The sequence below is a fragment of the Pseudomonas sp. MS01C9 genome (genome assembly GCF_058202755.1).
In genome coordinates this window covers 1,746,812-1,769,474 of sequence record NZ_CM177073.1, presented here as the reverse complement: position 1 = coordinate 1,769,474, position 22,663 = coordinate 1,746,812, and the positions used below count along the sequence as shown (strand labels likewise).

Annotated in this window: 22 protein-coding genes; 16 read left to right on the top strand and 6 right to left on the bottom strand. The window is 60.6% G+C overall.

Annotated features, from left to right (window positions below):
* The first annotated feature begins 3 nt into the window (after window positions 1-3).
* From rplO to bfr, 10 genes are all read left to right on the top strand, one after another.
* The gene (gene rplO / locus AC1M7R_RS08190) at window positions 4-441 is read left to right on the top strand and encodes a 50S ribosomal protein L15 (protein WP_003186032.1); all 438 of its coding nucleotides are present in this window, start codon (window positions 4-6) and stop codon (window positions 439-441) included.
* Window positions 442-1,770, top strand: coding sequence for a preprotein translocase subunit SecY (secY, locus tag AC1M7R_RS08185; protein ID WP_072395489.1), 1,329 nt, complete (start codon window positions 442-444; stop codon window positions 1,768-1,770).
* A 30-nt stretch (window positions 1,771-1,800) separates the two neighbouring features.
* Window positions 1,801-1,917, top strand: a complete 117-nt coding sequence (gene rpmJ / locus AC1M7R_RS08180; protein ID WP_002555468.1) for a 50S ribosomal protein L36 — start codon at window positions 1,801-1,803, stop codon at window positions 1,915-1,917.
* A 130-nt stretch (window positions 1,918-2,047) separates the two neighbouring features.
* Window positions 2,048-2,404 carry a 30S ribosomal protein S13 gene (gene rpsM, locus AC1M7R_RS08175; RefSeq protein ID WP_072395491.1) on the top strand — a complete coding sequence of 119 codons (357 nt, stop codon included), beginning with the start codon at window positions 2,048-2,050 and terminating at the stop codon, window positions 2,402-2,404.
* Between the two features lie 30 nt (window positions 2,405-2,434).
* Complete coding sequence (gene rpsK / locus AC1M7R_RS08170; protein ID WP_002555466.1) at window positions 2,435-2,824, top strand: 30S ribosomal protein S11; 390 nt, start codon at window positions 2,435-2,437, stop codon at window positions 2,822-2,824.
* 18 nt (window positions 2,825-2,842) lie between these two features.
* Window positions 2,843-3,463, top strand: coding sequence for a 30S ribosomal protein S4 (gene rpsD / locus AC1M7R_RS08165; protein WP_003176404.1), 621 nt, complete (start codon window positions 2,843-2,845; stop codon window positions 3,461-3,463).
* 22 nt (window positions 3,464-3,485) lie between these two features.
* Window positions 3,486-4,487, top strand: a complete 1,002-nt coding sequence (locus AC1M7R_RS08160; RefSeq protein ID WP_003186012.1) for a DNA-directed RNA polymerase subunit alpha — start codon at window positions 3,486-3,488, stop codon at window positions 4,485-4,487.
* Between the two features lie 42 nt (window positions 4,488-4,529).
* Window positions 4,530-4,916: a 50S ribosomal protein L17 gene (rplQ, locus tag AC1M7R_RS08155; RefSeq protein ID WP_024778333.1), complete on the top strand. Its 387-nt coding sequence runs from the start codon at window positions 4,530-4,532 to the stop codon at window positions 4,914-4,916.
* Window positions 4,917-5,138: 222 nt separating this feature from the next.
* Window positions 5,139-6,587 carry a catalase gene (locus AC1M7R_RS08150; protein ID WP_490610342.1) on the top strand — a complete coding sequence of 483 codons (1,449 nt, stop codon included), beginning with the start codon at window positions 5,139-5,141 and terminating at the stop codon, window positions 6,585-6,587.
* Between the two features lie 158 nt (window positions 6,588-6,745).
* A complete protein-coding gene (gene bfr, locus AC1M7R_RS08145) occupies window positions 6,746-7,210 on the top strand; it encodes a bacterioferritin (protein ID WP_490610341.1) in 465 nt (154 codons plus the stop codon).
* A 102-nt stretch (window positions 7,211-7,312) separates the two neighbouring features.
* Here the strand turns inward: bfr and uvrA are convergent, their stop codons facing one another.
* The gene (gene uvrA / locus AC1M7R_RS08140; protein ID WP_072395497.1) at window positions 7,313-10,147 is read right to left on the bottom strand and encodes an excinuclease ABC subunit UvrA; all 2,835 of its coding nucleotides are present in this window, start codon (window positions 10,145-10,147) and stop codon (window positions 7,313-7,315) included.
* Window positions 10,148-10,325: 178 nt separating this feature from the next.
* Here uvrA and AC1M7R_RS08135 point away from each other — a divergent pair, with 178 nt between their 5' ends.
* Window positions 10,326-11,723 carry an MFS transporter gene (locus AC1M7R_RS08135; protein ID WP_072431446.1) on the top strand — a complete coding sequence of 466 codons (1,398 nt, stop codon included), beginning with the start codon at window positions 10,326-10,328 and terminating at the stop codon, window positions 11,721-11,723.
* Between the two features lie 9 nt (window positions 11,724-11,732).
* On the top strand, window positions 11,733-12,245 hold the full coding sequence (locus AC1M7R_RS08130; RefSeq protein WP_072395501.1) for a single-stranded DNA-binding protein: 513 nt from the start codon (window positions 11,733-11,735) through the stop codon (window positions 12,243-12,245).
* 79 nt (window positions 12,246-12,324) lie between these two features.
* Here AC1M7R_RS08130 and AC1M7R_RS08125 read toward each other — a convergent pair whose 3' ends face one another.
* Window positions 12,325-12,879 carry a cysteine hydrolase family protein gene (locus tag AC1M7R_RS08125; RefSeq protein WP_341965817.1) on the bottom strand — a complete coding sequence of 185 codons (555 nt, stop codon included), beginning with the start codon at window positions 12,877-12,879 and terminating at the stop codon, window positions 12,325-12,327.
* A gap of 98 nt (window positions 12,880-12,977) precedes the next feature.
* On the opposite strand from AC1M7R_RS08125, the gene AC1M7R_RS08120 reads away from it, so the two are divergent.
* The 3 genes from AC1M7R_RS08120 (at window position 12,978) to AC1M7R_RS08110 (ending at window position 16,014) form a co-directional block, all read left to right on the top strand.
* A complete protein-coding gene (locus AC1M7R_RS08120) occupies window positions 12,978-13,973 on the top strand; it encodes a GlxA family transcriptional regulator (RefSeq protein WP_072395505.1) in 996 nt (331 codons plus the stop codon).
* Between the two features lie 183 nt (window positions 13,974-14,156).
* Window positions 14,157-15,266, top strand: coding sequence for a DUF3182 family protein (locus AC1M7R_RS08115; protein WP_072431442.1), 1,110 nt, complete (start codon window positions 14,157-14,159; stop codon window positions 15,264-15,266).
* Complete coding sequence (locus AC1M7R_RS08110; protein WP_072395509.1) at window positions 15,256-16,014, top strand: alpha/beta hydrolase family protein; 759 nt, start codon at window positions 15,256-15,258, stop codon at window positions 16,012-16,014. Before AC1M7R_RS08115 ends, AC1M7R_RS08110 begins: the two co-directional genes overlap by 11 nt.
* 132 nt (window positions 16,015-16,146) lie before the next feature.
* On the opposite strand, the gene AC1M7R_RS08105 is transcribed toward AC1M7R_RS08110, so the two are convergent.
* The 4 genes from AC1M7R_RS08105 to AC1M7R_RS08090 are packed head-to-tail and all read right to left on the bottom strand — an operon-like array spanning window position 16,147 to window position 20,189.
* Window positions 16,147-17,163 carry a lysylphosphatidylglycerol synthase domain-containing protein gene (locus AC1M7R_RS08105; RefSeq protein WP_072431441.1) on the bottom strand — a complete coding sequence of 339 codons (1,017 nt, stop codon included), beginning with the start codon at window positions 17,161-17,163 and terminating at the stop codon, window positions 16,147-16,149.
* Window positions 17,150-18,448, bottom strand: coding sequence for a cardiolipin synthase ClsB (gene clsB, locus AC1M7R_RS08100; RefSeq protein WP_072431440.1), 1,299 nt, complete (start codon window positions 18,446-18,448; stop codon window positions 17,150-17,152). The genes AC1M7R_RS08105 and clsB overlap by 14 nt, the downstream gene beginning before the upstream one ends.
* Entirely contained in the window at window positions 18,445-19,266 is an 822-nt protein-coding gene (locus AC1M7R_RS08095) for an endonuclease/exonuclease/phosphatase family protein (protein WP_231991113.1), read from the bottom strand. Before AC1M7R_RS08095 ends, clsB begins: the two co-directional genes overlap by 4 nt.
* On the bottom strand, window positions 19,263-20,189 hold the full coding sequence (locus tag AC1M7R_RS08090; protein WP_072395515.1) for a DUF72 domain-containing protein: 927 nt from the start codon (window positions 20,187-20,189) through the stop codon (window positions 19,263-19,265). The genes AC1M7R_RS08095 and AC1M7R_RS08090 overlap by 4 nt, the downstream gene beginning before the upstream one ends.
* 379 nt (window positions 20,190-20,568) lie before the next feature.
* Between AC1M7R_RS08090 and AC1M7R_RS08085 the strand changes: the two genes are divergently transcribed.
* Window positions 20,569-22,656, top strand: coding sequence for a mechanosensitive ion channel family protein (locus tag AC1M7R_RS08085; protein ID WP_072395517.1), 2,088 nt, complete (start codon window positions 20,569-20,571; stop codon window positions 22,654-22,656).
* Window positions 22,657-22,663 lie beyond the last annotated feature (7 nt).

Below are 22,663 nucleotides of genomic sequence, written 5' to 3'. Positions count from 1 at the left end.
TCGATGAAACTCAATGATCTGAGTCCAGCGCCGGGTTCCCGTCGCGAAAAGCATCGTCCGGGCCGTGGTATCGGTAGTGGTTTGGGCAAGACTGGTGGCCGTGGTCACAAAGGTCAGACCTCCCGCTCCGGTGGCACCATTGCTCCAGGCTTTGAAGGCGGTCAACAGCCGCTGCATCGTCGCCTGCCGAAGTTCGGTTTCGTTTCCCTGAAGGCCATGGACCGCGCAGAAGTGCGTCTGTCCGAGCTGGCTAAAGTGGACGGCGACATCGTCACCGTGCAGTCCCTGAAGGATGCCAATGTGATCAACCAGAACGTACAGCGTGTGAAAATCATGCTGTCGGGCGAAGTTGCTCGCGCTGTCACCATCGGAAAGGGAATCGGCGCCACCAAAGGTGCGCGTGCGGCTATCGAAGCAGCTGGCGGCAAGTTCGAGGAATAAATGGCTAAGCAAGGTGCTCTCTCTGCGCTCGGCAAAGGCGGTATGTCTGAACTCTGGGCTCGTCTGCGTTTTCTGTTCCTGGCGATTATCGTCTACCGAATAGGCGCACACATCCCGGTTCCAGGTATCAACCCGGACCGACTCGCAGACCTGTTTCGACAGAATGAGGGGACCATTCTTAGCTTGTTCAACATGTTTTCCGGCGGCGCGCTGGAGCGGATGAGCATCTTTGCACTGGGGATCATGCCGTACATCTCGGCATCGATCATCATGCAGCTGATGACCGCTGTCAGCCCGCAGCTGGAACAGTTGAAGAAGGAAGGTGAAGCTGGCCGTCGCAAGATCAGCCAGTACACCCGCTACGGCACTGTCGTTCTCGCTCTTGTCCAGGCCATTGGCATGTCCATCGGCCTGGCGGGGCAAGGCGTTTCGTTCACTGCTGACTTCAGCTTCCATTTCGTCGCGGTAACCACTTTCGTGGCGGGCGCGATGTTCATGATGTGGCTGGGTGAGCAGATTACTGAGCGTGGTGTTGGCAACGGTATCTCGATGTTGATCTTCGCAGGTATCGTCGCCGGTCTTCCGAGAGCGATCGGGCAGTCTTTCGAGTCTGCGCGTCAGGGTGATATCAACATTTTCGCTCTGGTTGCCATCGGTTTGCTGGCAGTAGCGATTATCGGTTTCGTGGTATTCATCGAGCGTGGTCAGCGTCGTATTGCTGTTCACTACGCCAAGCGTCAGCAGGGCCGCAAGGTATTTGCTGCGCAGACGAGCCACTTGCCGTTGAAGGTGAACATGGCCGGTGTTATTCCGGCTATTTTCGCGAGCAGCATCTTGCTGTTCCCGGCTTCGTTGGGCGCCTGGTTCGGCCAGTCTGAAGGTATGGGCTGGTTGCAGGATCTCTCGCAGTCGATCGCTCCTGGTCAGCCGTTGAATATTCTGCTGTTTAGTGCAGGGATTATTTTCTTCTGCTTCTTCTATACGGCGTTGATGTTCAATCCGAAAGACGTAGCGGAAAACCTGAAGAAGTCCGGTGCCTTTATTCCGGGTATCCGTCCGGGTGAGCAGTCTGCGCGCTACATTGATGGCGTTCTGACTCGCTTGACCATGTTCGGTGCTCTTTACATGACGGCCGTCTGCCTGTTGCCCCAGTTCCTGGTGGTTGCGGCAAACGTACCGTTCTACCTTGGCGGGACCTCGTTGCTGATCGTGGTCGTGGTTGTGATGGACTTCATGTCCCAAGTACAATCGCACCTCGTTTCGCACCAGTACGAATCCCTGATGAAGAAAGCCAACCTGAAGGGCTACGGCAGCGGCATGTTGCGCTGAGTAGCGTCCATAAGGTTCGAGGAGTTGGTGATGAAAGTTCGTGCATCGGTGAAAAAGCTGTGCCGTAACTGCAAGATTATTCGCCGCGAAGGTGTTGTTCGGGTAATTTGCAGCGCGGAACCGCGTCACAAACAGCGCCAAGGCTGAGTGTGATTGTGCTTTAAGCCCGGCAGCTAGTGCGCTGCCGGGTTGATTATTTGTTATTACAGCGATATTATCTCGCGCCCTATTTCTTGGCTTCCGGGGCGTAGGTAGCTGTCAATTGGAGTCCCACTGAATGGCCCGTATTGCAGGCGTCAACATTCCAGATAACAAGCATACTGTTATCTCGCTGACCTACATCTATGGTGTTGGTCGCACTACTGCACAGAAAATTTGTGCAGTGGCTGGGGTCAACCCAGCGGCAAAGATCAAAGATCTGAGCGACGAGCAGATTGAACAGCTGCGTGGCGAAGTGGCGAAGTTCACCACTGAAGGTGACCTGCGCCGTGAAACCAACATGAAAATCAAGCGCTTGATGGACCTCGGTTGCTATCGCGGTCTGCGTCATCGTCGTGGTCTTCCAGTACGCGGTCAGCGTACCAAGACCAACGCGCGTACCCGTAAAGGCCCGCGTAAGCCGATCCGCAAGTAATCGCCCCAGCGAATCGACAGGAATTTAATCATGGCAAAACCTGCTGCTCGTCCTCGTAAAAAAGTTAAAAAGACAGTGGTTGATGGCATCGCCCACATCCATGCATCTTTTAACAACACCATCGTGACCATTACCGACCGTCAAGGTAACGCTCTTTCCTGGGCTACCTCCGGTGGTTCGGGTTTCCGCGGTTCCCGCAAGTCCACCCCGTTTGCCGCTCAAGTTGCTGCTGAACGTGCTGGTCAAGCTGCGCTGGAATACGGCCTGAAAAACCTCGACGTCAACGTCAAGGGTCCAGGTCCAGGTCGTGAATCCGCAGTTCGTGCATTGAACGGCTGTGGCTACAAGATCGCCAGCATCACCGACGTGACGCCAATCCCGCACAACGGGTGCCGTCCGCCGAAGAAGCGCCGCGTGTAATCCAGGAGATTGTAAAGAATGGCTCGTTACATTGGTCCAAAATGCAAACTCGCTCGTCGCGAAGGCACCGATCTCTTCCTGAAGAGCGGCGTGCGCGCGATCGAATCGAAGTGCAACATCGAAGCAGCACCTGGTATCCACGGCCAGCGCCGCGGTCGCCAGTCCGATTACGGCACCCAACTGCGTGAGAAGCAGAAGGTTCGTCGTATCTACGGCGTTCTCGAGCGTCAGTTCAGCGGCTACTACAAAGAAGCAGCTGGCAAGAAAGGCGCAACCGGCGAAAACCTGTTGCAACTGCTCGAATGCCGTCTGGACAACGTTGTATACCGTATGGGCTTCGGTTCTACTCGTGCCGAATCCCGTCAGCTGGTATCGCACAAGTCGATCAGCGTTAACGGTCAGACCGTAAACGTTCCGTCCTACCAGGTTCGTGCTGGTGACGTGGTTGCTGTTCGCGAGAAAGCAAAGAATCAACTTCGCATTGTCCAAGCTCTCGATCTGTGTGCCCAACGTGGCCGCGTAGAATGGGTAGAAGTAGACACTGAGAAGAAGTCGGGCGTTTTCAAGAACGTTCCAGCTCGCAGTGATCTGTCCGCCGACATCAACGAAAGCCTGATTGTCGAGCTCTACTCCAAGTAAGGGCTAGAAAATAGGTGCATCCATGCAGATTTCGGTAAATGAGTTCCTGACACCCCGCCATATCGATGTGCAGGTTGTCAGTCCAACCCGCGCCAAGATCACACTCGAGCCTCTCGAGCGTGGTTTCGGCCACACCCTGGGCAACGCGCTGCGCCGCATCCTGTTGTCCTCAATGCCCGGCTGTGCAGTAGTCGAGGCCGAGATTGACGGTGTACTCCATGAGTACAGCGCGATCGAAGGCGTACAGGAAGATGTCATTGAAATCCTGTTGAACCTTAAAGGCCTGGCTATCAAGCTGCACGGTCGTGACGAAGTTACGCTGACCTTGTCGAAGAAGGGTTCGGGGGTGGTTACCGCTGCCGATATTCAGCTGGATCATGATGTCGAGATCGTTAACCCCGATCACGTAATCGCTAACCTGGCGTCTAACGGCGCCCTGAACATGAAGCTCACCGTAGCTCGTGGTCGTGGTTATGAGCCGGCAGACTCGCGTCAGAGCGATGAAGACGAAAGCCGCAGCATCGGTCGCTTGCAGCTTGACTCTTCGTTCAGCCCGGTTCGCCGTATCGCATACGTGGTGGAAAACGCCCGTGTCGAGCAGCGTACTAACCTGGACAAGCTGGTTATTGATCTGGAAACCAACGGTACCCTGGATCCTGAAGAGGCTATCCGTCGTGCTGCAACCATCCTGCAACAGCAGTTGGCTGCGTTCGTCGACCTCAAGGGTGACAGTGAGCCAGTGGTTGTCGAGCAGGAAGACGAGATCGATCCGATCCTGCTTCGCCCGGTTGACGATCTGGAACTGACTGTACGTTCGGCTAACTGCCTTAAGGCGGAAAACATCTACTACATCGGCGACCTGATTCAGCGTACCGAAGTAGAGCTGTTGAAGACTCCGAACCTTGGCAAGAAATCCTTGACTGAAATCAAGGACGTTCTGGCCTCCCGCGGTCTGTCCCTCGGCATGCGCCTCGACAACTGGCCGCCTGCAAGTCTTAAGAAGGACGACAAGGCGACTGCCTGATCGTCGTAATCACCGAACGTTGTGTTTGGTAAGGAATGAACCATGCGTCATCGTAAAAGTGGTCGTCACCTGAGCCGCACCAGCTCGCACCGCAAGGCCATGTTCCAGAACATGGCGGTGTCGCTGTTCGAGCACGAGCTGATCAAAACTACACTGCCGAAAGCCAAAGAACTGCGCCGCGTTGCCGAGCCGCTGATCACTCTGGCCAAGACAGACAGCCTGGCTAACCGCCGCCTGGCTTTCGACCGTACTCGTTCGAAAGCTATCGTTGGTAAGCTCTTCAACGACCTGGGCAAGCGTTACGCTACCCGTGAGGGTGGCTACCTGCGCATCCTCAAGTGCGGTTTCCGCGCTGGCGACAACGCGCCTATGGCGTACGTCGAGTTGGTTGATCGTGCTACCGGCGGTGAAGCTGTATCCGCTGAGTAAGACGGCAATAAAGAAAAAACCGGGCCTTGTGCCCGGTTTTTTTGTGCCTGTGAAAAGGTAAGCGGCCGTTTCGGCTGGTCTCGCTATTGGCAACACGGCAGCATTAGATAATGACTATCGATATCCATGATTTAATGAATTTGGATACTGTAACTAACATGGTCAATACTCCTTTCCAGCCGATTAGCCGGCAGTTCAGAGACCGACCGAGGAAGATTGAGCATGAGCCAGACCAAAACGCTTACGACAGCAAGCGGCGCTCCTGTCGCCGATAACCAGAATTCTCGCTCTGCGGGCCCCCGTGGCCCGTTGCTGCTCGACGACTTCCACCTTATCGAGAAGCTCGCTCACTTCAACCGCGAGAATATCCCCGAGCGCCGCGTGCACGCCAAAGGCTCGGGTGCCTACGGCACATTCACCGTGACACGGGATATCACCCAATACACCAGTGCCAAATTGTTCGAGTCTGTCGGCAAGCAGACGCCTACTTTCCTGCGGTTTTCCACTGTGGGAGGCGAGCGAGGCTCTGCCGATACTGAGCGCGATCCCCGTGGTTTCGCCCTGAAGTTCTACACCGAGGAAGGTAACTGGGACATTGTGGGTAACAACACGCCGGTATTCTTCATTCGCGATCCGCTGAAGTTCCCGGACTTTATTCACACCCAGAAACGTCTGCCGCAAAGTAACCTGAAAAGCGCCCAGATGATGTGGGATTTCTGGTCGCATTCGCCTGAGGCCCTGCACCAGGTCACCATTCTGTTCTCTGACCGCGGCATTCCTGACGGCTATCGTCACATGCACGGCTTTGGTAGCCACACCTACAGCTTGATCAATGCACAGGGTGAGCGTCACTGGGTCAAATGGCACTACAAGACCAAGCAAGGCATCAAGAACCTGTCGCCGGCCGAGGCCGCTCGCCTGGCGGGTACTGATCCGGATTACGCCCAGCGTGACCTGTTCAACGCCATTGAGCGCGGTGATTACCCGAAATGGAGCGTCTGCATCCAGATCATGACCGAAGCCCAGGCTGCTGCGCATTACGAAAATCCGTTCGATGTGACCAAGACCTGGTCGCAGAAAGAGTTTCCGCTGATTGAAGTCGGCGAGCTGGAGCTCAACCGCAACCCTCTGAACTACTTCGCTGAAGTGGAGCAAGCAGCGTTCGGGCCCAGCAACATGGTGCCAGGTGTGGGGCTTTCGCCGGACCGCATGTTGCAAGGCCGCGTATTCGCCTACGCGGATGCGCACCGCTACCGTGTCGGCACCAATCATCAGCAGTTGCCGGTGAATGCTCCGCGCAGCCCGGTCAACACCTATCAGCGCGACGGTGCCATGGCGTTCGGCAGCAACGGTGGAGCAGCGCCCAACTACGAGCCGAACAGCTATGTGGAGGCGCCGAAGCAGGCACCACGTTATGCGGAGCCGGCTCTGGCCTTGAGCGGGGCGGCCGATCGCTACGATCATCGCGAGGATACTGACTACTACAGCCATGCGGGAGCGCTGTTCCGCTTGATGAACGACGAGCAGAAAGCGCTGTTGATCAGTAATATCGCCGGTGCGATGGCGGGTGTCTCGGCAGACGTCGTCGACCGTCAATTGCAGCACTTCTTCAAGGCAGACGCCGCTTACGGCGAAGGCATCGCAAAGGCGTTGGGCGTACAGCTTAACTAAGTCTAAACGAGAAGCAGAACCGCCCTCATTTGGGCGGTTTTTGCGTTATTTAACCCTATTTTCTCGGATTTTCTTCGCTTTTATTGCGATGAGCGAGTGACCTTGCAGTCAGCATGGTTCAAACTAGAGCCTTTCAAAGCTTGTGGAGATGTAGGGCGATGCAAGGTCACCCAGACGTAATCGATTACCTCAACACGCTGCTGACCGGTGAGCTGGCGGCACGTGATCAATATTTCATCCATTCGCGGATGTACGAGGATTGGGGTTTTACCGAGCTCTACGAACGTATCAACCATGAGATGGAAGAAGAGACTCAGCACGCCGATGCACTCATGCGCCGGATCCTGATGCTTGAAGGCACTCCACGCATGCGCGCAGACGACCTGGATATCGGAACCACCGTGCCCGAAATGCTGGTCGCTGACTTGCGTCTGGAATACAAGGTCCGCGCGGCGTTGTGCAAAGGCATCGAACTGTGCGAGCAACACAACGACTACGTGACCCGCGAGATCCTGCGCGTCCAGCTCAACGATACCGAGGAAGACCACACCTACTGGCTTGAGAAGCAGTTGGGGCTGATCAAGTTGATCGGGTTGGAAAACTACCTGCAGTCGCAGTGCTGATTCTGGCTTGAGGTCGGTGAGACCGTTGTTCTGGTGGGCATGCCGTTATGAAAAAGCCCCTGGCATCGATGAGATGGCAGGGGCTTTTTCATGTCCGGTGTCTCAATCCCGGTCGCGCTCCAGCAGAGGCTTGAGGTAGTGACCGGTATGGGATTGCTTCATCTGCGCCACTTGCTCGGGCGTCCCCACCGCAATGATCTGGCCACCCTTGGAGCCACCTTCCGGCCCAAGGTCCACCAGCCAGTCGGCGGTCTTGATCACGTCCAGATTGTGCTCGATCACCACCACGGTGTTGCCGTGATCGCGAAGACGATGCAGCACGTCGAGCAATTGCTGGATATCGGCGAAGTGCAGGCCGGTGGTCGGTTCGTCGAGGATGTACAGGGTCTTGCCGGTGTCGCGCTTTGACAGTTCCCGGGACAGCTTGACCCGTTGGGCCTCCCCCCCGGACAAGGTTGTCGCCGACTGCCCGAGCTTGATGTAGGACAGGCCCACGTCCATCAGCGTCTGGAGCTTGCGTGCCAGGGCCGGCACCGCGTCGAAGAACTCCCGCGCCTCTTCGATGGTCATCTCGAGGGTTTCGTGGATGTTCTTGCCCTTGTATTTGATCTCCAGGGTTTCGCGGTTGTAGCGCTTGCTCTTGCACACGTCGCACGGCACATAGATGTCCGGAAGGAAGTGCATCTCCACCTTGATAAGGCCATCGCCCTGGCACGCTTCGCAGCGCCCGCCCTTGACGTTGAACGAGAACCGGCCCGGGCCGTAGCCCCGGGAACGGGATTCGGGCACGCCGGCGAACAGCTCACGAATCGGCGTGAACAAGCCGGTGTAGGTCGCCGGGTTCGAACGCGGCGTACGGCCGATCGGGCTCTGGTCGATGTCGACCACCTTGTCCAGGTGCTCCAGGCCCTTGATGCTGTCGTGAGCCGCCGCTTCCAGGGTGGTTGCGCCGTTCAGGGCCGTGGCGCTGAGAGGGAACAGGGTGTTGTTGATCAGAGTGGATTTGCCGGAGCCGGATACGCCGGTGACACAGGTGAGCAGACCGATCGGGATCTCCAGGTCAACGTTGCGCAGGTTGTTGCCACGGGCCCCCTTGAGGGTCAGGGACAGCTTCTTGTTGCGCGGCGTACGTTTGGCCGGGACCTTTATCTTCACACGGCCGGACAGGTATTTGCCGGTCAGGGAGTCAGGATGGGCCATGACCTCGGCGGCAGTGCCCTGCGCCACGATATGCCCGCCATGTACCCCCGCACCGGGGCCGATATCCACCACGTAGTCCGCCAGGCGGATCGCGTCTTCATCGTGCTCCACCACGATCACCGTGTTGCCGATGTCCCGCAAATGCTTCAGGGTCCCCAGCAGCCGATCGTTGTCCCGTTGGTGCAGGCCGATGGAAGGTTCGTCGAGGATGTACATCACCCCCACCAGGCCCGCGCCGATCTGGCTGGCCAGGCGGATGCGCTGGGCTTCGCCGCCGGACAAGGTGTCCGCGCTGCGATCAAGGGTCAGGTAGTCCAGGCCGACATTCACCAGGAACTGCAAGCGTTCACGAATCTCCTTGAGAATCTTGTCCGCGATTTCGCCGCGGCGCCCGGTGAGCTTGAGGCCGCCGAAATAGTCGGTGGCATCGCCGATCGGTAGGTTGGTCACCGCCGGCAAGGTCTTCTCGCCCACCCAGACATGCCGGGCCTCCCGCCGCAAACGGGTGCCACGACAGTCGGGGCAGGGCTGGGTGCTGAGAAACTTGGCCAGCTCTTCGCGCACGCTCGCCGATTCGGTCTCACGGTAGCGCCGCTCGAGGTTCGGCACGATGCCTTCGAACGGGTGGGAGCGCTTGACGATGTCGCCGCGGTCGTTCAAGTACTTGAAGTCGACGTTCTGCGAGCCGCTGCCGTGCAGGATGTACTGCTGCCGGTCGGCGGGCAGTTCGTTGAACGGCTTGTCCAGGCTGAACTTGTAGTGGGCCGCCAGGGACCCGAGCATCTGGAAGTAATAGACGTTGCGCCTGTCCCAGCCGCGAATCGCGCCTTCGGCCAGGGTCAGTTCGCCATTGACCAGGCGCTTGGTGTCGAAGAACTGCTTGACCCCCAGGCCATCGCACGTCGGGCAGGCGCCCGCCGGGTTGTTGAAGGAGAACAGCTTGGGTTCCAGCTCGCTGATGGCATGGCCGCAGACCGGGCAGGCGAAGCGTGCGGAAAAAATGATTTCCTCACCGGGTTCGTCGTCCATCGGCGCGACCAGAGCAATGCCGTCGGCCAGCTTCAAGGCGGTCTCGAAGGACTCGGCCAGGCGTTGTTGCAGGTCGGGTCGGACCTTGAAGCGGTCCACCACCACATCGATCGAATGCTTCTTCTGTTTATCCAGCTTCGGCAGTTCGTCCAGTTCGCACAACTTGCCGTTGACCCGGGCCCGCACGAAGCCCTGGGCTCGCAGCTCTTCGAAGACCAGCAGGTGCTCGCCCTTGCGCTCGCGGACGACCGGTGCCAGCAGCATCAGCTTGCTGCCTTCGGGCTGGGCCAGTACCAGGTCGACCATCTGGCTGACGGTCTGGGCTTCCAGGGGGATGTCGTGATCGGGGCAGCGGGGGATCCCGACTCGCGCGTAGAGCAGGCGCAGGTAGTCGTAGATCTCGGTGATGGTGCCGACCGTCGATCGGGGGTTATGGGAAGTCGATTTCTGTTCGATGGAAATCGCCGGCGACAGGCCTTCGATGGTGTCGACGTCGGGTTTTTCCATCATCGACAGGAATTGCCGGGCGTAGGCCGACAGCGATTCGACATAGCGTCGCTGGCCTTCGGCGTACAGGGTGTCGAAAGCCAGGGATGATTTGCCGGATCCGGACAGGCCGGTGATGACGATCAGCTTGTCCCGTGGCAGGGTCAGGTCGATATTCTTCAGGTTGTGGGTACGGGCCCCACGAATCAGGATCTTGTCCAAAATGGCCTCGCTCGGCGGGCGTCGAAAACGTAGGAGTATAAGGGCAAATACTGGATGGATGCACACTATTGAATCGCGACGGCGGCCATACATGAAGACTGCGCGTCAAACCGTCGCGATATACCCCCTCAATCGATGGGACTGGTAGAATCGCCGCCGGTTCAGATGAGGTTTTTCCATGCACGATCCCCACAGCGAACGCATGAGTAGCGGCGAGACCCGAGCGGCAAGCGGTCTGGCCCTGGTGTTCGCCTTCCGTATGCTGGGCATGTTCATGGTGTTGCCGGTGCTGGCGACCTATGGCATGGACCTGGCGGGCGCGACGCCGGCCCTCATCGGGCTGGCGATTGGCGCGTATGGCCTGACCCAGGCGATTTTCCAGATTCCCTTTGGTGTCATTTCCGACCGTATCGGCCGGCGTCCGGTCATTTACCTGGGGTTGATCGTCTTTGCCCTGGGCAGCGTCCTGGCGGCCAGCGCCGATTCGATCTGGGGCGTGATCGCCGGGCGGATCCTGCAAGGTGCCGGGGCGATTTCCGCCGCCGTCATGGCACTGCTGTCAGACCTGACCCGCGAGCAGCACCGGACCAAGGCCATGGCCATGATCGGCATGACGATCGGCCTGTCGTTCGCCGTCGCCATGGTGGTCGGTCCCTTGCTGACCCGGGCTTTCGGCCTGTCGGGGCTGTTCCTGGCGACCGGTGCCATGGCCCTGCTGGGCATCCTGATCGTGGCCTTCGTGGTACCGCAATCCACCGGGCCGCTGCAGCATCGCGAGTCCGGCGTGGCCCGCCAGGCGCTGATACCCACGCTCAAGCACCCGGACCTGTTGCGCCTGGACCTGGGCATCTTCGTGCTGCATGCCATGCTGATGTCCAGCTTCGTGGCCTTGCCGCTGGCGCTGGTCGAGAAGGCCGGCCTGCCCAAGGAGCAACACTGGTGGGTTTACCTCACCGCGCTGCTGATTTCTTTCTTCGCCATGATTCCCTTCATCATCTATGGCGAGAAGCGACGCAAAATGAAACGAGTTTTGCTCGGCGCCGTCGTGACGCTGATGCTCACTGAGCTATTCTTCTGGCAGTTCGGCGACAGCCTGCGGGCCCTGGTGATCGGCACGGTGGTATTTTTCACCGCGTTCAATCTGCTGGAGGCCTCCCTGCCGTCGCTGATCAGCAAGGTTTCACCGGCGGGCGGCAAGGGCACGGCGATGGGGGTCTATTCCACCAGCCAGTTCCTGGGTTCGGCGTTGGGCGGGATCCTGGGCGGCTGGTTGTTCCAGCATGGCGGTTTGTCGGTTGTATTCCTGGGATGCGCGGCGCTGGCTGCACTTTGGCTGGTCTTTGCTGTTACCATGCGCGAACCTCCGTATGTGACGAGCCTGCGCTTGCCGTTGTCGCCCGAAGCCATCCGCGAAGCAGGCCTGGCCGAGCGCCTCAGGGCCGTCGTTGGAGTAACCGATGCAGTGGTGGTCGCCGACGAAGCGGCCGTTTATATCAAACTGGACACCGAATTATTGGATCGTGCGACGCTCGAGCGCCTGGTGAACAACCCGGCACCGACCGCGTGCGAAGCCTAGGAGAACGTTATGGCCCGTGGGGTTAACAAAGTCATATTGGTCGGTACTTGCGGCCAGGATCCCGAGGTTCGCTACCTGCCTAACGGCAACGCCGTGACCAACCTGAGTCTGGCGACCAGCGAACAGTGGACCGACAAGCAGACCGGCCAGAAGGTCGAAAAGACCGAATGGCACCGCGTGTCGATGTTCGGCAAGGTGGCGGAGATCGCCGGCGAATACCTGCGCAAGGGTTCGCAGGTGTACATCGAAGGCAAGCTGCAGACCCGCGAGTGGGAAAAAGACGGCATCAAGCGCTACACCACTGAAATCATCGTCGACATGCAGGGCACCATGCAACTGCTGGGCGGCCGTCCGCAGGGCGATCAACAAGGTGGCAACAACTACCAGCAGTCCGCGCCTCGTCAGCAGGCTCCACGTCCGCAGGCGGCGCCTCAGCCACAGCGCGAGCGTCCGGCCCCGCAACAGACCGCACCGCAGCCGGCGCCGGATTTCGACAGCTTCGATGACGATATTCCGTTCTAAGAGTCGCTGAATACCGCATCGCACAAAAAACCGCGCTTCGTTTTCGAAACGCGGTTTTTTTACGCCTGGCCCTTGGTGCTCAGGCCCTGCCACCTAGAAATTGCTCCGCGCTCACGACGTTTGCATAGGCAAACCCCAGCGCCGCCATGAAGGCCGCATGCACTTGGGCGGCGGGGACGACGACGCCGTTGAATTCCAGGTCCAGGGTGGCGCAAGCGTCGTGGATCACCGTGACGTCATAACCCAGATCCGCCGCCGCACGGGTGACACCGTCGACGCACATATGGCTCATGCTGCCGACGATGACCAATTGTTCGATACCGTGCTGGTCGAGGAGGGCCTGCAGCTCGGTTTCACGGAACGAATTGACATAATGCTTGAGCACCACCGGCTCATCGGCGCGGTTGAGCACCTTGGAATGCAGCTTCGCGCCTTCGGAGCCTGGCGTGAAGAACGGAGCATCTTCGGAGGTGAATTCGTGGCGAATATGCACCACTTGGTTGCCGGCCTGGCGAAAGGCTTCAATGATCCGGGCGGCGTTGTCGGCGGCGGCTTCGGCGCGGACCAGCGGCCATTTTCCCTGGGGGAAGTAGTCGTTCTGGATATCGACTACGATGAGCGCTTGCTTGGACATGGGGCTTTCCTCGATCAGGTTGGAAGTGAGGCCATCATCGGCTTTTGCCGCCGCGTCGAGGATTGGCCGCAACGACAATAAGCGAGGGAAAACTGACAATGGTGCAACAAAGGGCGGTCGCGGAGCTCGGGGTGTTGATCTATCCGGGCGCGCAGTTGGCGGCGGTGCATGGCTTGACCGACCTGTTCGCCGTGGCGGACCGGATCGCGCTGGAGCATGCCAGCGCGCCGTTGCCGCGTTTGCGGGTCAGCCATTGGCGGGCGGAGCACGGTGAGGCACCGTCACGGGTGTTCGACAGCGCAGCCGGGCCGGCGGGCCAACTGGCCGCGCTGCTGATCCCGCCATCCCTCGACGGTTTCAGCGAAGGCCAGGCTGCCGACGGACTGATGAACTGGCTGCGGACACAGCATGCCGGCGGCACGGTACTGGGCGGGGTCTGCGTCGGTTCGATCCTGCTGGCCGAAAGCGGCTTGCTCGATGGGCGTAGCGCCACCACTCACTGGACGTCCGCCAAGAGTTTCGCCGCCCGCTACCCCAAGGTCAGGCTCCAGGCGGACAAGCCCATCGTCGACGATGGCGACCTGATTACCACGGCCGGACTGATGGCCTGGTCGGAGCTGGGGTTGCGCCTGGTGGACCGCCTGCTCGGGCCGAGCATCGCCACACGCACGGCGCAATTTCTGGTGATCGAGCATAGCGACAGCGCCAGCCAGTGCGGCAGCAACTTCGCGCCGATCCTCGGGCATGGGGATGCGGCGATTCTCAAGGTCCAGCACTGGCTGCAAGGCAGCGGAGCGGTGGATGTGTCTCTGGGCGCGATGGCCGAACGGGCAGGGCTGGAAGAACGCACCTTCCTGCGAAGGTTCCGCGCCGCCACCGGCCTCAAGCCTACCGAATACTGCCAGCACCTGCGGGTTGGCAAGGCACGGGAAATGCTGGAATTCACCAACGGCACCATCGACCACATCGCCTGGACCGTGGGCTATCAGGATGCAAGCGCCTTCCGGGCGATCTTCAGGAAAATCACCGGGCTGGCGCCGAGCGACTACCGGACGAGATTCGGTGTGAGCCCGCCGAGCGGTTCAAAGGGATAGCGACGCCTTTATCCCCAGTCGTGCAAATTGCGGGATGCTTTGCGCTGGTCGTGCAGAATGAAACAGGCCAGATGCTATTAATCCTCCGACGGGACGCCCATTTTCCTGACCGTTCGTCCCCCGCCGAGCCTTGGCCTGATCTCTGCACCCCTTTACTTGAAGCCATCGAGGTAAGGGCAACGCATGACGTCAGTCAAACGCAACAAAACGGTAGTGGCGCATTCCATCAATCCTCACGCGCCCGTCCATGAGGTGCAAACCAATCGAGCCTTGGCCCATTGGTTGGCGCAGATCCTCGGGTTTGAATACGGCGGCAGCTATGACCGCGAGCAACATGCGGGGCGCGACTTGTATCTGCTGCCTACGCAAACCCTGATCGGCGCCGAAGCCGCGCGGCAGTTCGGTGTCCATGGGCCGGACGATCTGTGGGGCGGCTATGTCGAGCATGATTTCATCTGCACCAAGGCCATCACCCACGGTCTGTTGAACAAGTACGCCGTCGCGCCCGAGGGGTGGTCGCCGTTGTTCGCCAAATTGAGCCGCGGCGTGGTGCTCGACGGTGTCAGTGTCTTTTCGCTCAAGGACGCGCGCCCCGCAGCCGAACATCTGCTGTACGCCGGGCCGATCCGCTTCAAGCCCATCCATGCCTGTGCCGGGCGCGACCAGCGCGTGATCGAGAGCATCGCCCAGTTCGACGAAATCGTCGCCGCGCCCGATGCCCAGGCGTTGTTCAGCGCCGGAGTGGTATTGGAGCAGAACCTGCGGGAGGTCAAGACCCAGAGCGTTGGCCAGAGCTGCATCGGCGGCAAGGTCATCAGCTATTGCGGCGTGCAACACCTCACCCGTGACAGCGAGGGGCTGGAGGTCTACGGCGGTTCGGACCTGCTGGTGGTGCAGGGCGGTTACATCGAGTTGCTCAGGCTTGAACTGGCCGACGACGTTCGCGAAGCGGTGCGACTGGCCCAGGTGTTCGACGATGCCGCCAACCAGGCCTATCCCGGTTTCTTCGCGTCGCGGCGCAACTACGACATTGCCCAGGGCCTCGACGCCGGCGGCCAGCCCCGTGGCGGTGTGCTGGAACAATCCTGGCGCATGGGCGGGGCCAGCAGTGCCGAGCTTGCGGCGTTGCAGGTATTCGTCGAGGACCCCTCCACCAGTGTGGTGCGCGTGTCCTCGGTGGAAACCTATACCGACCAACCGCTACCCGCCGGTGCCCGGGAGGTGTATCGCGGCGCGGCGGAAAATGGTGATTTCCTACTCAAATACGTAACGGTTCAATCCCATGACGGCTAGAAGCGAAACCATTCAGATCGAGATCGATGATGAGCACATGAACGGGACGTTCCTCAGTCCCAAATCGAAAGTGCCCGGCGTGTTGTTCGTACACGGTTGGGGTGGCAGCCAGGAGCGTGATCTGGAACGGGCCAAAGGCATCGCCGGCCTGGGCTGCGTGTGCCTGACCTTCGACTTGCGCGGCCACACTGGCGGGGCGGGCATTCCGTTGTCCCGGGTCACCCGGGAAGACAATCTGCGGGATTTGCTGGCGGCCTATGACCGGTTGCTCGCCCATCCGGCCCTGGACACCTCGGCGATTGCTGTGGTGGGCACCAGCTACGGCGGTTACCTGGCAGCCATCCTGACCTCGCTGCGACCGGTACGCTGGCTGGCCTTGCGGGTGCCGGCTCTGTACCGCGACGAGCAATGGCATACGCCCAAGCGCGACCTGGACAAGACTGACCTGCTGGATTATCGCAGCACCCTGGTCCACGCCCATACCAATCGTGCCTTGCACGCGTGTTCGCAGTTCACGGGGGACGTGCTGTTGGTGGAGTCGGAGACCGACGATCATGTACCCCACGCCACCATCATGAGCTACCGCGCCGCGTGCCAGCAGACCCACTCGCTGACGCACCGGATCATCGACGGAGCCGACCATGCCCTGAGCGATCCCGTGTCACAGCAGGCTTACACCTCGATCCTGGTGGACTGGATCACGGAAATGGTGGTGGGAGAGCGGTTGAGCATCATCCAGGAGCGCTGATCATGTGGGTGTGTGCGGGGCTTATCGCGAGCAGGCTCGCTCCCACACCGGACTGCGACGGGCGCCAACCCCATGTCCAATGCCATCTCCTGTGGGAGCGAGCTTGCTCGCGATGGGGCCGGGCGTGGCACCTCAGCGCTTGACCCCAGGCTTGACCCGCAACGCCTTGGCCTTCGCCTCGATCACCAGATACATCACCACCGTGATCAGCAACGGCAGGATGAAATAGATCGCCCGATAGGCGATCAACCCCGCCAGCAAGCTGCCCCGAGAGACTTCGTGTTGCAGCAGCGCGATGAACACCGCTTCCAACACGCCGAGCCCCGCAGGAATGTGCGTAATCACCCCGGCGATGCTGCTGATGAGCAATACGCCCAGCACCAGCGGATAGTCCAGTTTGCTCGGCAGCAAGGTAAAGATCACCGCCGCCATCAGCGACCAGTTCAACGCGCCGAGCGCCAACTGCAGCACCGCCATGCGCAGGGACGGCAGATTGATTTCCATGCCCCGGATCGTCCAGGCCCGACGTTTGGAGAACCGGCAGGCCAGCAGATAACCGGCACTCACCAACAGCAGCAGCACACCGACACCCTGCAAGGCATTGCTGCTGAGTTTCCAGCCCGGTGGCAGGGTGACCAGCCCGCTGCTGAACACCACGCCGGCCAGGGTCATGTAGCCGAACCAGTTGGTGGCCAGGCTCAGGCCTAGGATCTTGGCGATGTTGCCGGTGCTGACCCCCAGCCGCGAATAGAGCCGGTAGCGCATGGCGATGCCGCCGACCCAGGCGCTGAGGTTGAGGTTGAAGGCGTAGCTGATCACCCCCACCGGCAGGATCTGCCGCCACCCCAGTTTCTGCCGGATGTAGGTCCGTCCGATCAGGTCGAAGCAGGCATAGGTAATGAAGCTGGTAATGGTCAGGGCTGCGGCGATGAGCAATGTGCGAATCTTGAAATCGGCCAGGGTGGCCAGGACCTCCGCCCAGTCGATACGCCTCGCCAGGGCTGTGAACAGTACGATCAGCAGCAGGAAGAACGCCAGGGTCAGCGGTCTTTTCCAGCGGCTCCAGCGCGATGCGGGCCTGGATGCGGTGTTGGCCTGGTCCGGCCCGTGGGCGTCCCTCGGCACGGAATGCGCTTCAGAGTGGTTCATGGGGTTCGCTCCGAACCGCCGTCGGCGGCGAAAAAGGTTTCAGACGCGGTTTATGGGCCGGCAGCCATCCGGCCCAGGCCGGAAAATGCCGCAGGAAGTGGAACACCATGAAACCGATGGTCATGCGCCACAGCAGCCCGCGTGGGGCATGGTTGGGGCGCATGACGGTGCAATGGTTGTGGCTCAGGTGTTCGAGCCGCTGGAACAGTTCGCGGTTGAAGGCCCGGTCGCGGATCAGCACATTGGCTTCCAGGTTCAGCGACAGGCTCAGGGGGTCGAGGTTGCTGGACCCGACCGTGCTCCAATCCTCGTCCACCAGGGCCACCTTGCCGTGCAGGGGGCGCTCGCAGTATTCGTAGATCACCACTCCGGCCTTGAGCAGATAGTCGTAGAGCATGCGCGCCGCGAGCTTGGCGATCATCATGTCCGGCTGGCCCTGCAGGATCAGCCGCACCTCCACGCCACGCCGCGCCGCATTGCGGATTTCGCGCAGCAACCGGTAGCCGGGGAAGAAATAGGCATTGGCGATCACCACCCTGCGCTTGGCGCTACGCAGCACTTGCAGATAGACCTCTTCGATATCGGTCTGGTGCTCGTGGTTGTCGCGATAGACCAGGCGCACCTGGCCATCATGTTCGTTGAACGCCAGTTCGCTGCGGCGGCTGCGGCGTCGCTGCCACCAGTATTTGGCCCGGGCCGGCCGGCCGCTTTGCAACAGGGCGAAATGATGGATATCCACCACTGCCGGCCCTTTGACTTCCACGGAATAGTCCTGCTTGGCCTCGGGGCCAAAGTCGCCCAGGTGGTCGGCGGAAAAATTGATCCCGCCAATGAACGCGATCACCCCGTCCACCACCACGATCTTGCGGTGCAACCGCCGGAACCAGTTGGTGCGGATGCCCAGGTGCCGGGGTGCCGGGTCGAACATCTGCAGGCGCACCCCCGCGTCGCTCAGCGATGTCAGGAACTGCGGCGTCAGTTCGCCGCAGCCGAAGCCGTCGAGACTGACGGTGATGCGCACGCCCCGTTGGGCGGCGTCCACCAGCAGGTCCCGCAGTTCGTAGCCGACCTTGTCCTCGAACAGGATGAAGGTTTCCAGGAGGATCTCCTGCTCGGCCCGGCGTATGGCCTCGAAGACCCTGGGAAAGTATTGCTCGCCATTCTCCAGCAGTGTGACGCGGTTATTGCCATGCCAACCGTATTCGATGTCCACCAGCGCCGGATTGCGCTCGGTGGGTGGAACCTCGACCTGTTCCACCGTCGCCTTGTTCATCGTCGCGCTCATAACTCGATCTCCACCGACAAAGGGGCATGGTCGGAAAGGTGCGACCAGGGTCGTACGCTCAAGACCTTGGGATGATGGGCCTTGAGGTTGCGCACGTAGATGCGGTCCAGGCGCAGGATGGGCAGGCGCGCCGGAAAGCTGCGGGCCGGTTTGCCCCATTGCTCGGCGAACACTTCCCGCAGGCCGCAGGGCGCAAGCAGCTCGTTGGCCTTGCCGCGCCAGTCGTTGAAATCCCCGGCCACGATCACTGGCGCCTCGGGCGGCAATTCGCTCAACCGTTGGCAGAGCAGTTTCAATTGCTCGACACGATGGTTCTCGCGCAATCCCAGGTGTACGCAGATGGCATGCACCTGCGGGGCATCGCCATCCGGCAGGCGCAGCACGCTATGGAGCATGCCGCGGTTTTCATGGCCGCTGATGGAGACGTCCAGGTTGTCGTGACGGATGATCTGGAACTTCGACAGCAGCGCGTTACCGTGGTCCCCCGCCGGGTAGACCGCGTTGCGCCCGTAGGCGAACTGTGGCCACAGGCTGTCGGCCAGGAATTCGTATTGCGGCATGCTCGGCCAGTTGCTATAGCGCTGGGGATGATGCTCGTGTGTGCCATGGACTTCCTGCAGGAACACCACATCGGCGGACACGCTGCGCACCGCTTCGCGCAGCTCCGGCAGGATGAAGCGCCGGTTCAGGGCGGTGAACCCCTTGTGGGTATTGACCGTCAGCACCGTGAAACGGCGGATCCGGCCAAGATCCCGGGCCTGGCCCTGGATCGCGTCACCCCTTGGGTCCAGGCCCGTTTCGGAGGGGATCGTGCTCATGGCAACACTCCCTCGGCGGGACGCTGGCCGGGAGCTGTGGCCAGGTCCTTGTCCAGATCGAAGCGCTCCAGCAGATGGCGTGCGTCGTAAGGGGCGCGAACCTTGATGTCGTTGTCGAAATAGCAGAACACTTCCCGGTGCTTGCGCGCCCTGGGTCGGGTTGTCGGATCGATCAGTTGGGCATCCTCCGGTTGCTTGCCGTGGCTCCAGGCTTCGATCCGGTCACCCCAGCGCTTCAAGGCTTCGTCGGTATAACCGCTGGCATACAGTTCCTCGGCGCCGTGCAGGCGCAGGTAGACGAAATCGCTGGTGACGTCTTCGCGATACGGCCATTTACCAGCGGTGTCGGCGATCACCAGGGCGACGTCGTAGCGCTTGAGCAGCGCGACGAAGCGCGGGTCGATGAAACTTTCATGGCGGATTTCGACCGCATGGCGCAGCGGGCGTTTCTTGTCGGTTTCGGTACTGGCGTGGCCTTCCATGCGCGGTTCGTGCTCCCGGGCCAGGGCCGCGGCCGCTTCGGTGTCGTGGGGCAGTTGTTTGAGAAAGTCTTCGAACAGCTCAGGGTCGAATTTGAAGCTGGGGGGGAATTGCCAGAGGATCGCCCCCAGCTTTTCCTTGAGCTCCAGCACCCCGGAGGCGAAGAAATTGGCCAGGGGCTTGCGGATGTCCCGCAGACGCTTGATGTGCGTGATGAAGCGCGGCGCCTTGACGCTGAACACGAAGCCCGGCGGTGTTTCGGCGTACCACTGGGCATACCGTTCAGGGCGTTGCAGGGCATAGAACGATCCGTTGATCTCGATGCTGTTGACCGCTCGCGAGGCGAACTGCAATTCACGCTTTTGGGTCAGTCCCTTGGGGTAGAAGTCCCCCCGCCAAGGCGTGTATCGCCAACCGGAAATACCGATGTGGATCGCCGTCATGTGTCCCTCCCGCGCCAGATGACCTCGTACTGCCTGTGTCTTGTGATGACCTTCGCGCGGTGAAGAAAGTTTCGACGGGATGCCCGGCGGTGAGGCCCATGAGGTCCTGTGGAGAAAGGTATTGATGGCAGTGAGCATTGTGGCGAGGGGATTTATCCCCGCTGGGCCGCGAGGCAGTCCCAGACAAAAACACGCGGTTGAGCTGATGCACCGAGGTGCCGCCTTATAGGGCTGCTGCGCAGCGGGGATAAATCCCCTCGCCAAAGGATCTGGTCTTGGCTGAAGTCCCGGAGGTTTTCCCGATTCACCCGGCAAAGCGAACTTGCCGGCTCGTTTTGAATCAGTTCCTTACCAATCCCGTGTGAAGGAGCCTCGCGTTTTGTCTCGATTGAGCACTGCCTTGCTGCTGGTCCTGTCGCTGCTGACGGGCGGTATCGCCCACGCTGCGGCCGCCGCGCCTGCCGCACCGGCGCCCAGTGAGGCCCCCGCCGAACCCGAGCCACTGGTGCAGGGCGGTTTACTGGGCGCCATCAGTTCGAGCATCGACGATGTCCAGGACAAGCTCGACCTCAACCAGAGCCTGATCGATGCCTGGCGCCTGCGGGCGGACCGGGCGGCGGACGAAGTGGACAGGCTGGTGGACCAGACCGCCCGGTCCTCCTGGCGCGTGGCGGGGGATTTCCTGTTGCTTTCCGGCGTCTGGCTGGGTGCCTTTGCTCTGATCTGGGCCGGGGCCCGGCTGCTGCTGCGCCATCTGGGCCATCGTCGTTGGCTGCGCAGCCGGCAACGGATACGGGACCTGCTCGGCTACCTGCTGCCCTACACCGTGCCGGCGCTGGTCTGCCTGCCGCTGACCCTGTATGTCAGCCACTTCCTGCAAGTTTCGGTCGGGCGTGCCCTGGCCCTGTGTTTTGCCTATGCCACCAGCAGCGGGATCTTCTCCACCTCGGTGCTGCTCTGCGTGATCGTGATGTTCAATGCCGGCCACAAACGTCGGGCGGTGTCGATCATTCGCCATTTCATTCCCCGTCCGTTGTTCCTGTTCGGTTTCCTCGCCGCCCTCAGCGATGCACTGACCAGTCCGCAGATCGCCCGGCAACTGGGGGGCAACATCACCGCCAGCGTCGCGGTGTTCACCGGGCTGTTCGCCTCGGTGCTGTTTGGCTGGCTGGTGATCCGCATGCGCCGGCCCGTGGCGCATCTGATTCGCAACCGCCCGCTGGCCCAACGCTTGAAACAGCCGGCCCTGCAGGAGTCGCTGCGGGTTTTTTCCGGGCTGTGGAACTGGCCGATATTGCTGATGGTGCTGGTCTCGGCGGTGAGCCTGATCGGCGTGGGCGAGGATAACCAGAGGGCCCTGCGCTGTGCGTTGTTCACCACTATCCTGCTGATCGCCACGGTATTTCTCAGCACCGTGTTCCAACAGGTGTTCAAGTCTCCCAAGGCCGAAGCCATCCAGCGCAACAGTGCCTACAAGGGCCGGTTGTTGAGCCTGTTGCATGCCTTGCTGCGGATTGTCATGGCGGTGGCGTTCATCGAGATCCTCGGCAGGATCTGGGGGCTTTCGTTGTTCGAATTCGCTTCGCGCAATGCCGTGGGGCGGGCGATCAGCGATTCCTTGAGTCGCATCGGGTTGATCCTGCTGGTGACCTGGCTCATGTGGGTGGTGCTCGATACGGCCATCCAGGAAGCCCTGAAACCACCGCTCAACAAACGTGGGGCGCGCCAGCCCAGTACGCGGGTCAAGACCATCCTGCCGCTGTTGCGCAACGCGGCGAAAATCATCCTGGTGGTGATTTGCGCAATCACCACCATGGCCAACCTGGGTATCAACGTCGCCCCGTTGCTGGCCGGTGCCGGGGTGGTGGGGTTGGCGATCGGTTTCGGTTCGCAGCAATTGGTGCAGGATGTGATCACCGGGCTGTTCATCATCATTGAAGACACGCTGTCCATCGGCGACTGGGTGGTGCTCAGCTCCGGCCACGCCGGCACCGTCGAAGGCCTGACCATCCGCACCCTGCGCCTGCGCGACGGCAAGGGGTTCGTGCACTCGGTACCGTTCGGCCAGATCAAGGCGGTGACCAACCAGTCCCGCCAATTCGCCTTTGCATTTTTCTCGGTGCAGTTCACCTACGACACCGATGTCGACCAGGCCATCGAGCTGATTCGCGAGGCCGGGCGTTCGATCGCTGAAGATCCGTTTCTCAAGTTCAACCTGCAAGGGCCGCTGGATGTGTTCGGCGTGGACAAGATGGACCTCAACGGCGTGGTGCTCACGGCGCAGTTCCGCACGGTCTCCGGCGGGCAGTACGCGGTGAGCCGCGCGTTCAACCATCAATTGAAGAAGCTTGTGGATAACCACCCGGCGGTGCACTTTGCGCAGACTTATCCACAGCAGGTGATGATGCCCAAGCGATTCGTGGAAGAGCCGAAAGAGGGGGAGCAGGTGCCTGATCAATCTCGGTAGTGGGTGA

Bases quoted from the DNA above. Each gene is read 5' to 3' on its own strand.
- rplO (WP_003186032.1), top strand. From the start codon at position 4: ATGAAACTCAATGATCTGAGTCCAGCGCCGGGTTCCCGTCGCGAAAAG.
- secY (WP_072395489.1), top strand. From the start codon at position 442: ATGGCTAAGCAAGGTGCTCTCTCTGCGCTCGGCAAAGGCGGTATGTCT.
- rpmJ (WP_002555468.1), top strand. From the start codon at position 1,801: ATGAAAGTTCGTGCATCGGTGAAAAAGCTGTGCCGTAACTGCAAGATT.
- rpsM (WP_072395491.1), top strand. From the start codon at position 2,048: ATGGCCCGTATTGCAGGCGTCAACATTCCAGATAACAAGCATACTGTT.
- rpsK (WP_002555466.1), top strand. From the start codon at position 2,435: ATGGCAAAACCTGCTGCTCGTCCTCGTAAAAAAGTTAAAAAGACAGTG.
- rpsD (WP_003176404.1), top strand. From the start codon at position 2,843: ATGGCTCGTTACATTGGTCCAAAATGCAAACTCGCTCGTCGCGAAGGC.
- AC1M7R_RS08160 (WP_003186012.1), top strand. From the start codon at position 3,486: ATGCAGATTTCGGTAAATGAGTTCCTGACACCCCGCCATATCGATGTG.
- rplQ (WP_024778333.1), top strand. From the start codon at position 4,530: ATGCGTCATCGTAAAAGTGGTCGTCACCTGAGCCGCACCAGCTCGCAC.
- AC1M7R_RS08150 (WP_490610342.1), top strand. From the start codon at position 5,139: ATGAGCCAGACCAAAACGCTTACGACAGCAAGCGGCGCTCCTGTCGCC.
- bfr (WP_490610341.1), top strand. From the start codon at position 6,746: ATGCAAGGTCACCCAGACGTAATCGATTACCTCAACACGCTGCTGACC.
- AC1M7R_RS08135 (WP_072431446.1), top strand. From the start codon at position 10,326: ATGCACGATCCCCACAGCGAACGCATGAGTAGCGGCGAGACCCGAGCG.
- AC1M7R_RS08130 (WP_072395501.1), top strand. From the start codon at position 11,733: ATGGCCCGTGGGGTTAACAAAGTCATATTGGTCGGTACTTGCGGCCAG.
- AC1M7R_RS08125 (WP_341965817.1), bottom strand. From the start codon at position 12,879: ATGTCCAAGCAAGCGCTCATCGTAGTCGATATCCAGAACGACTACTTC.
- AC1M7R_RS08120 (WP_072395505.1), top strand. From the start codon at position 12,978: ATGGTGCAACAAAGGGCGGTCGCGGAGCTCGGGGTGTTGATCTATCCG.
- AC1M7R_RS08115 (WP_072431442.1), top strand. From the start codon at position 14,157: ATGACGTCAGTCAAACGCAACAAAACGGTAGTGGCGCATTCCATCAAT.
- AC1M7R_RS08110 (WP_072395509.1), top strand. From the start codon at position 15,256: ATGACGGCTAGAAGCGAAACCATTCAGATCGAGATCGATGATGAGCAC.
- AC1M7R_RS08105 (WP_072431441.1), bottom strand. From the start codon at position 17,163: ATGAACCACTCTGAAGCGCATTCCGTGCCGAGGGACGCCCACGGGCCG.
- clsB (WP_072431440.1), bottom strand. From the start codon at position 18,448: ATGAGCGCGACGATGAACAAGGCGACGGTGGAACAGGTCGAGGTTCCA.
- AC1M7R_RS08095 (WP_231991113.1), bottom strand. From the start codon at position 19,266: ATGAGCACGATCCCCTCCGAAACGGGCCTGGACCCAAGGGGTGACGCG.
- AC1M7R_RS08090 (WP_072395515.1), bottom strand. From the start codon at position 20,189: ATGACGGCGATCCACATCGGTATTTCCGGTTGGCGATACACGCCTTGG.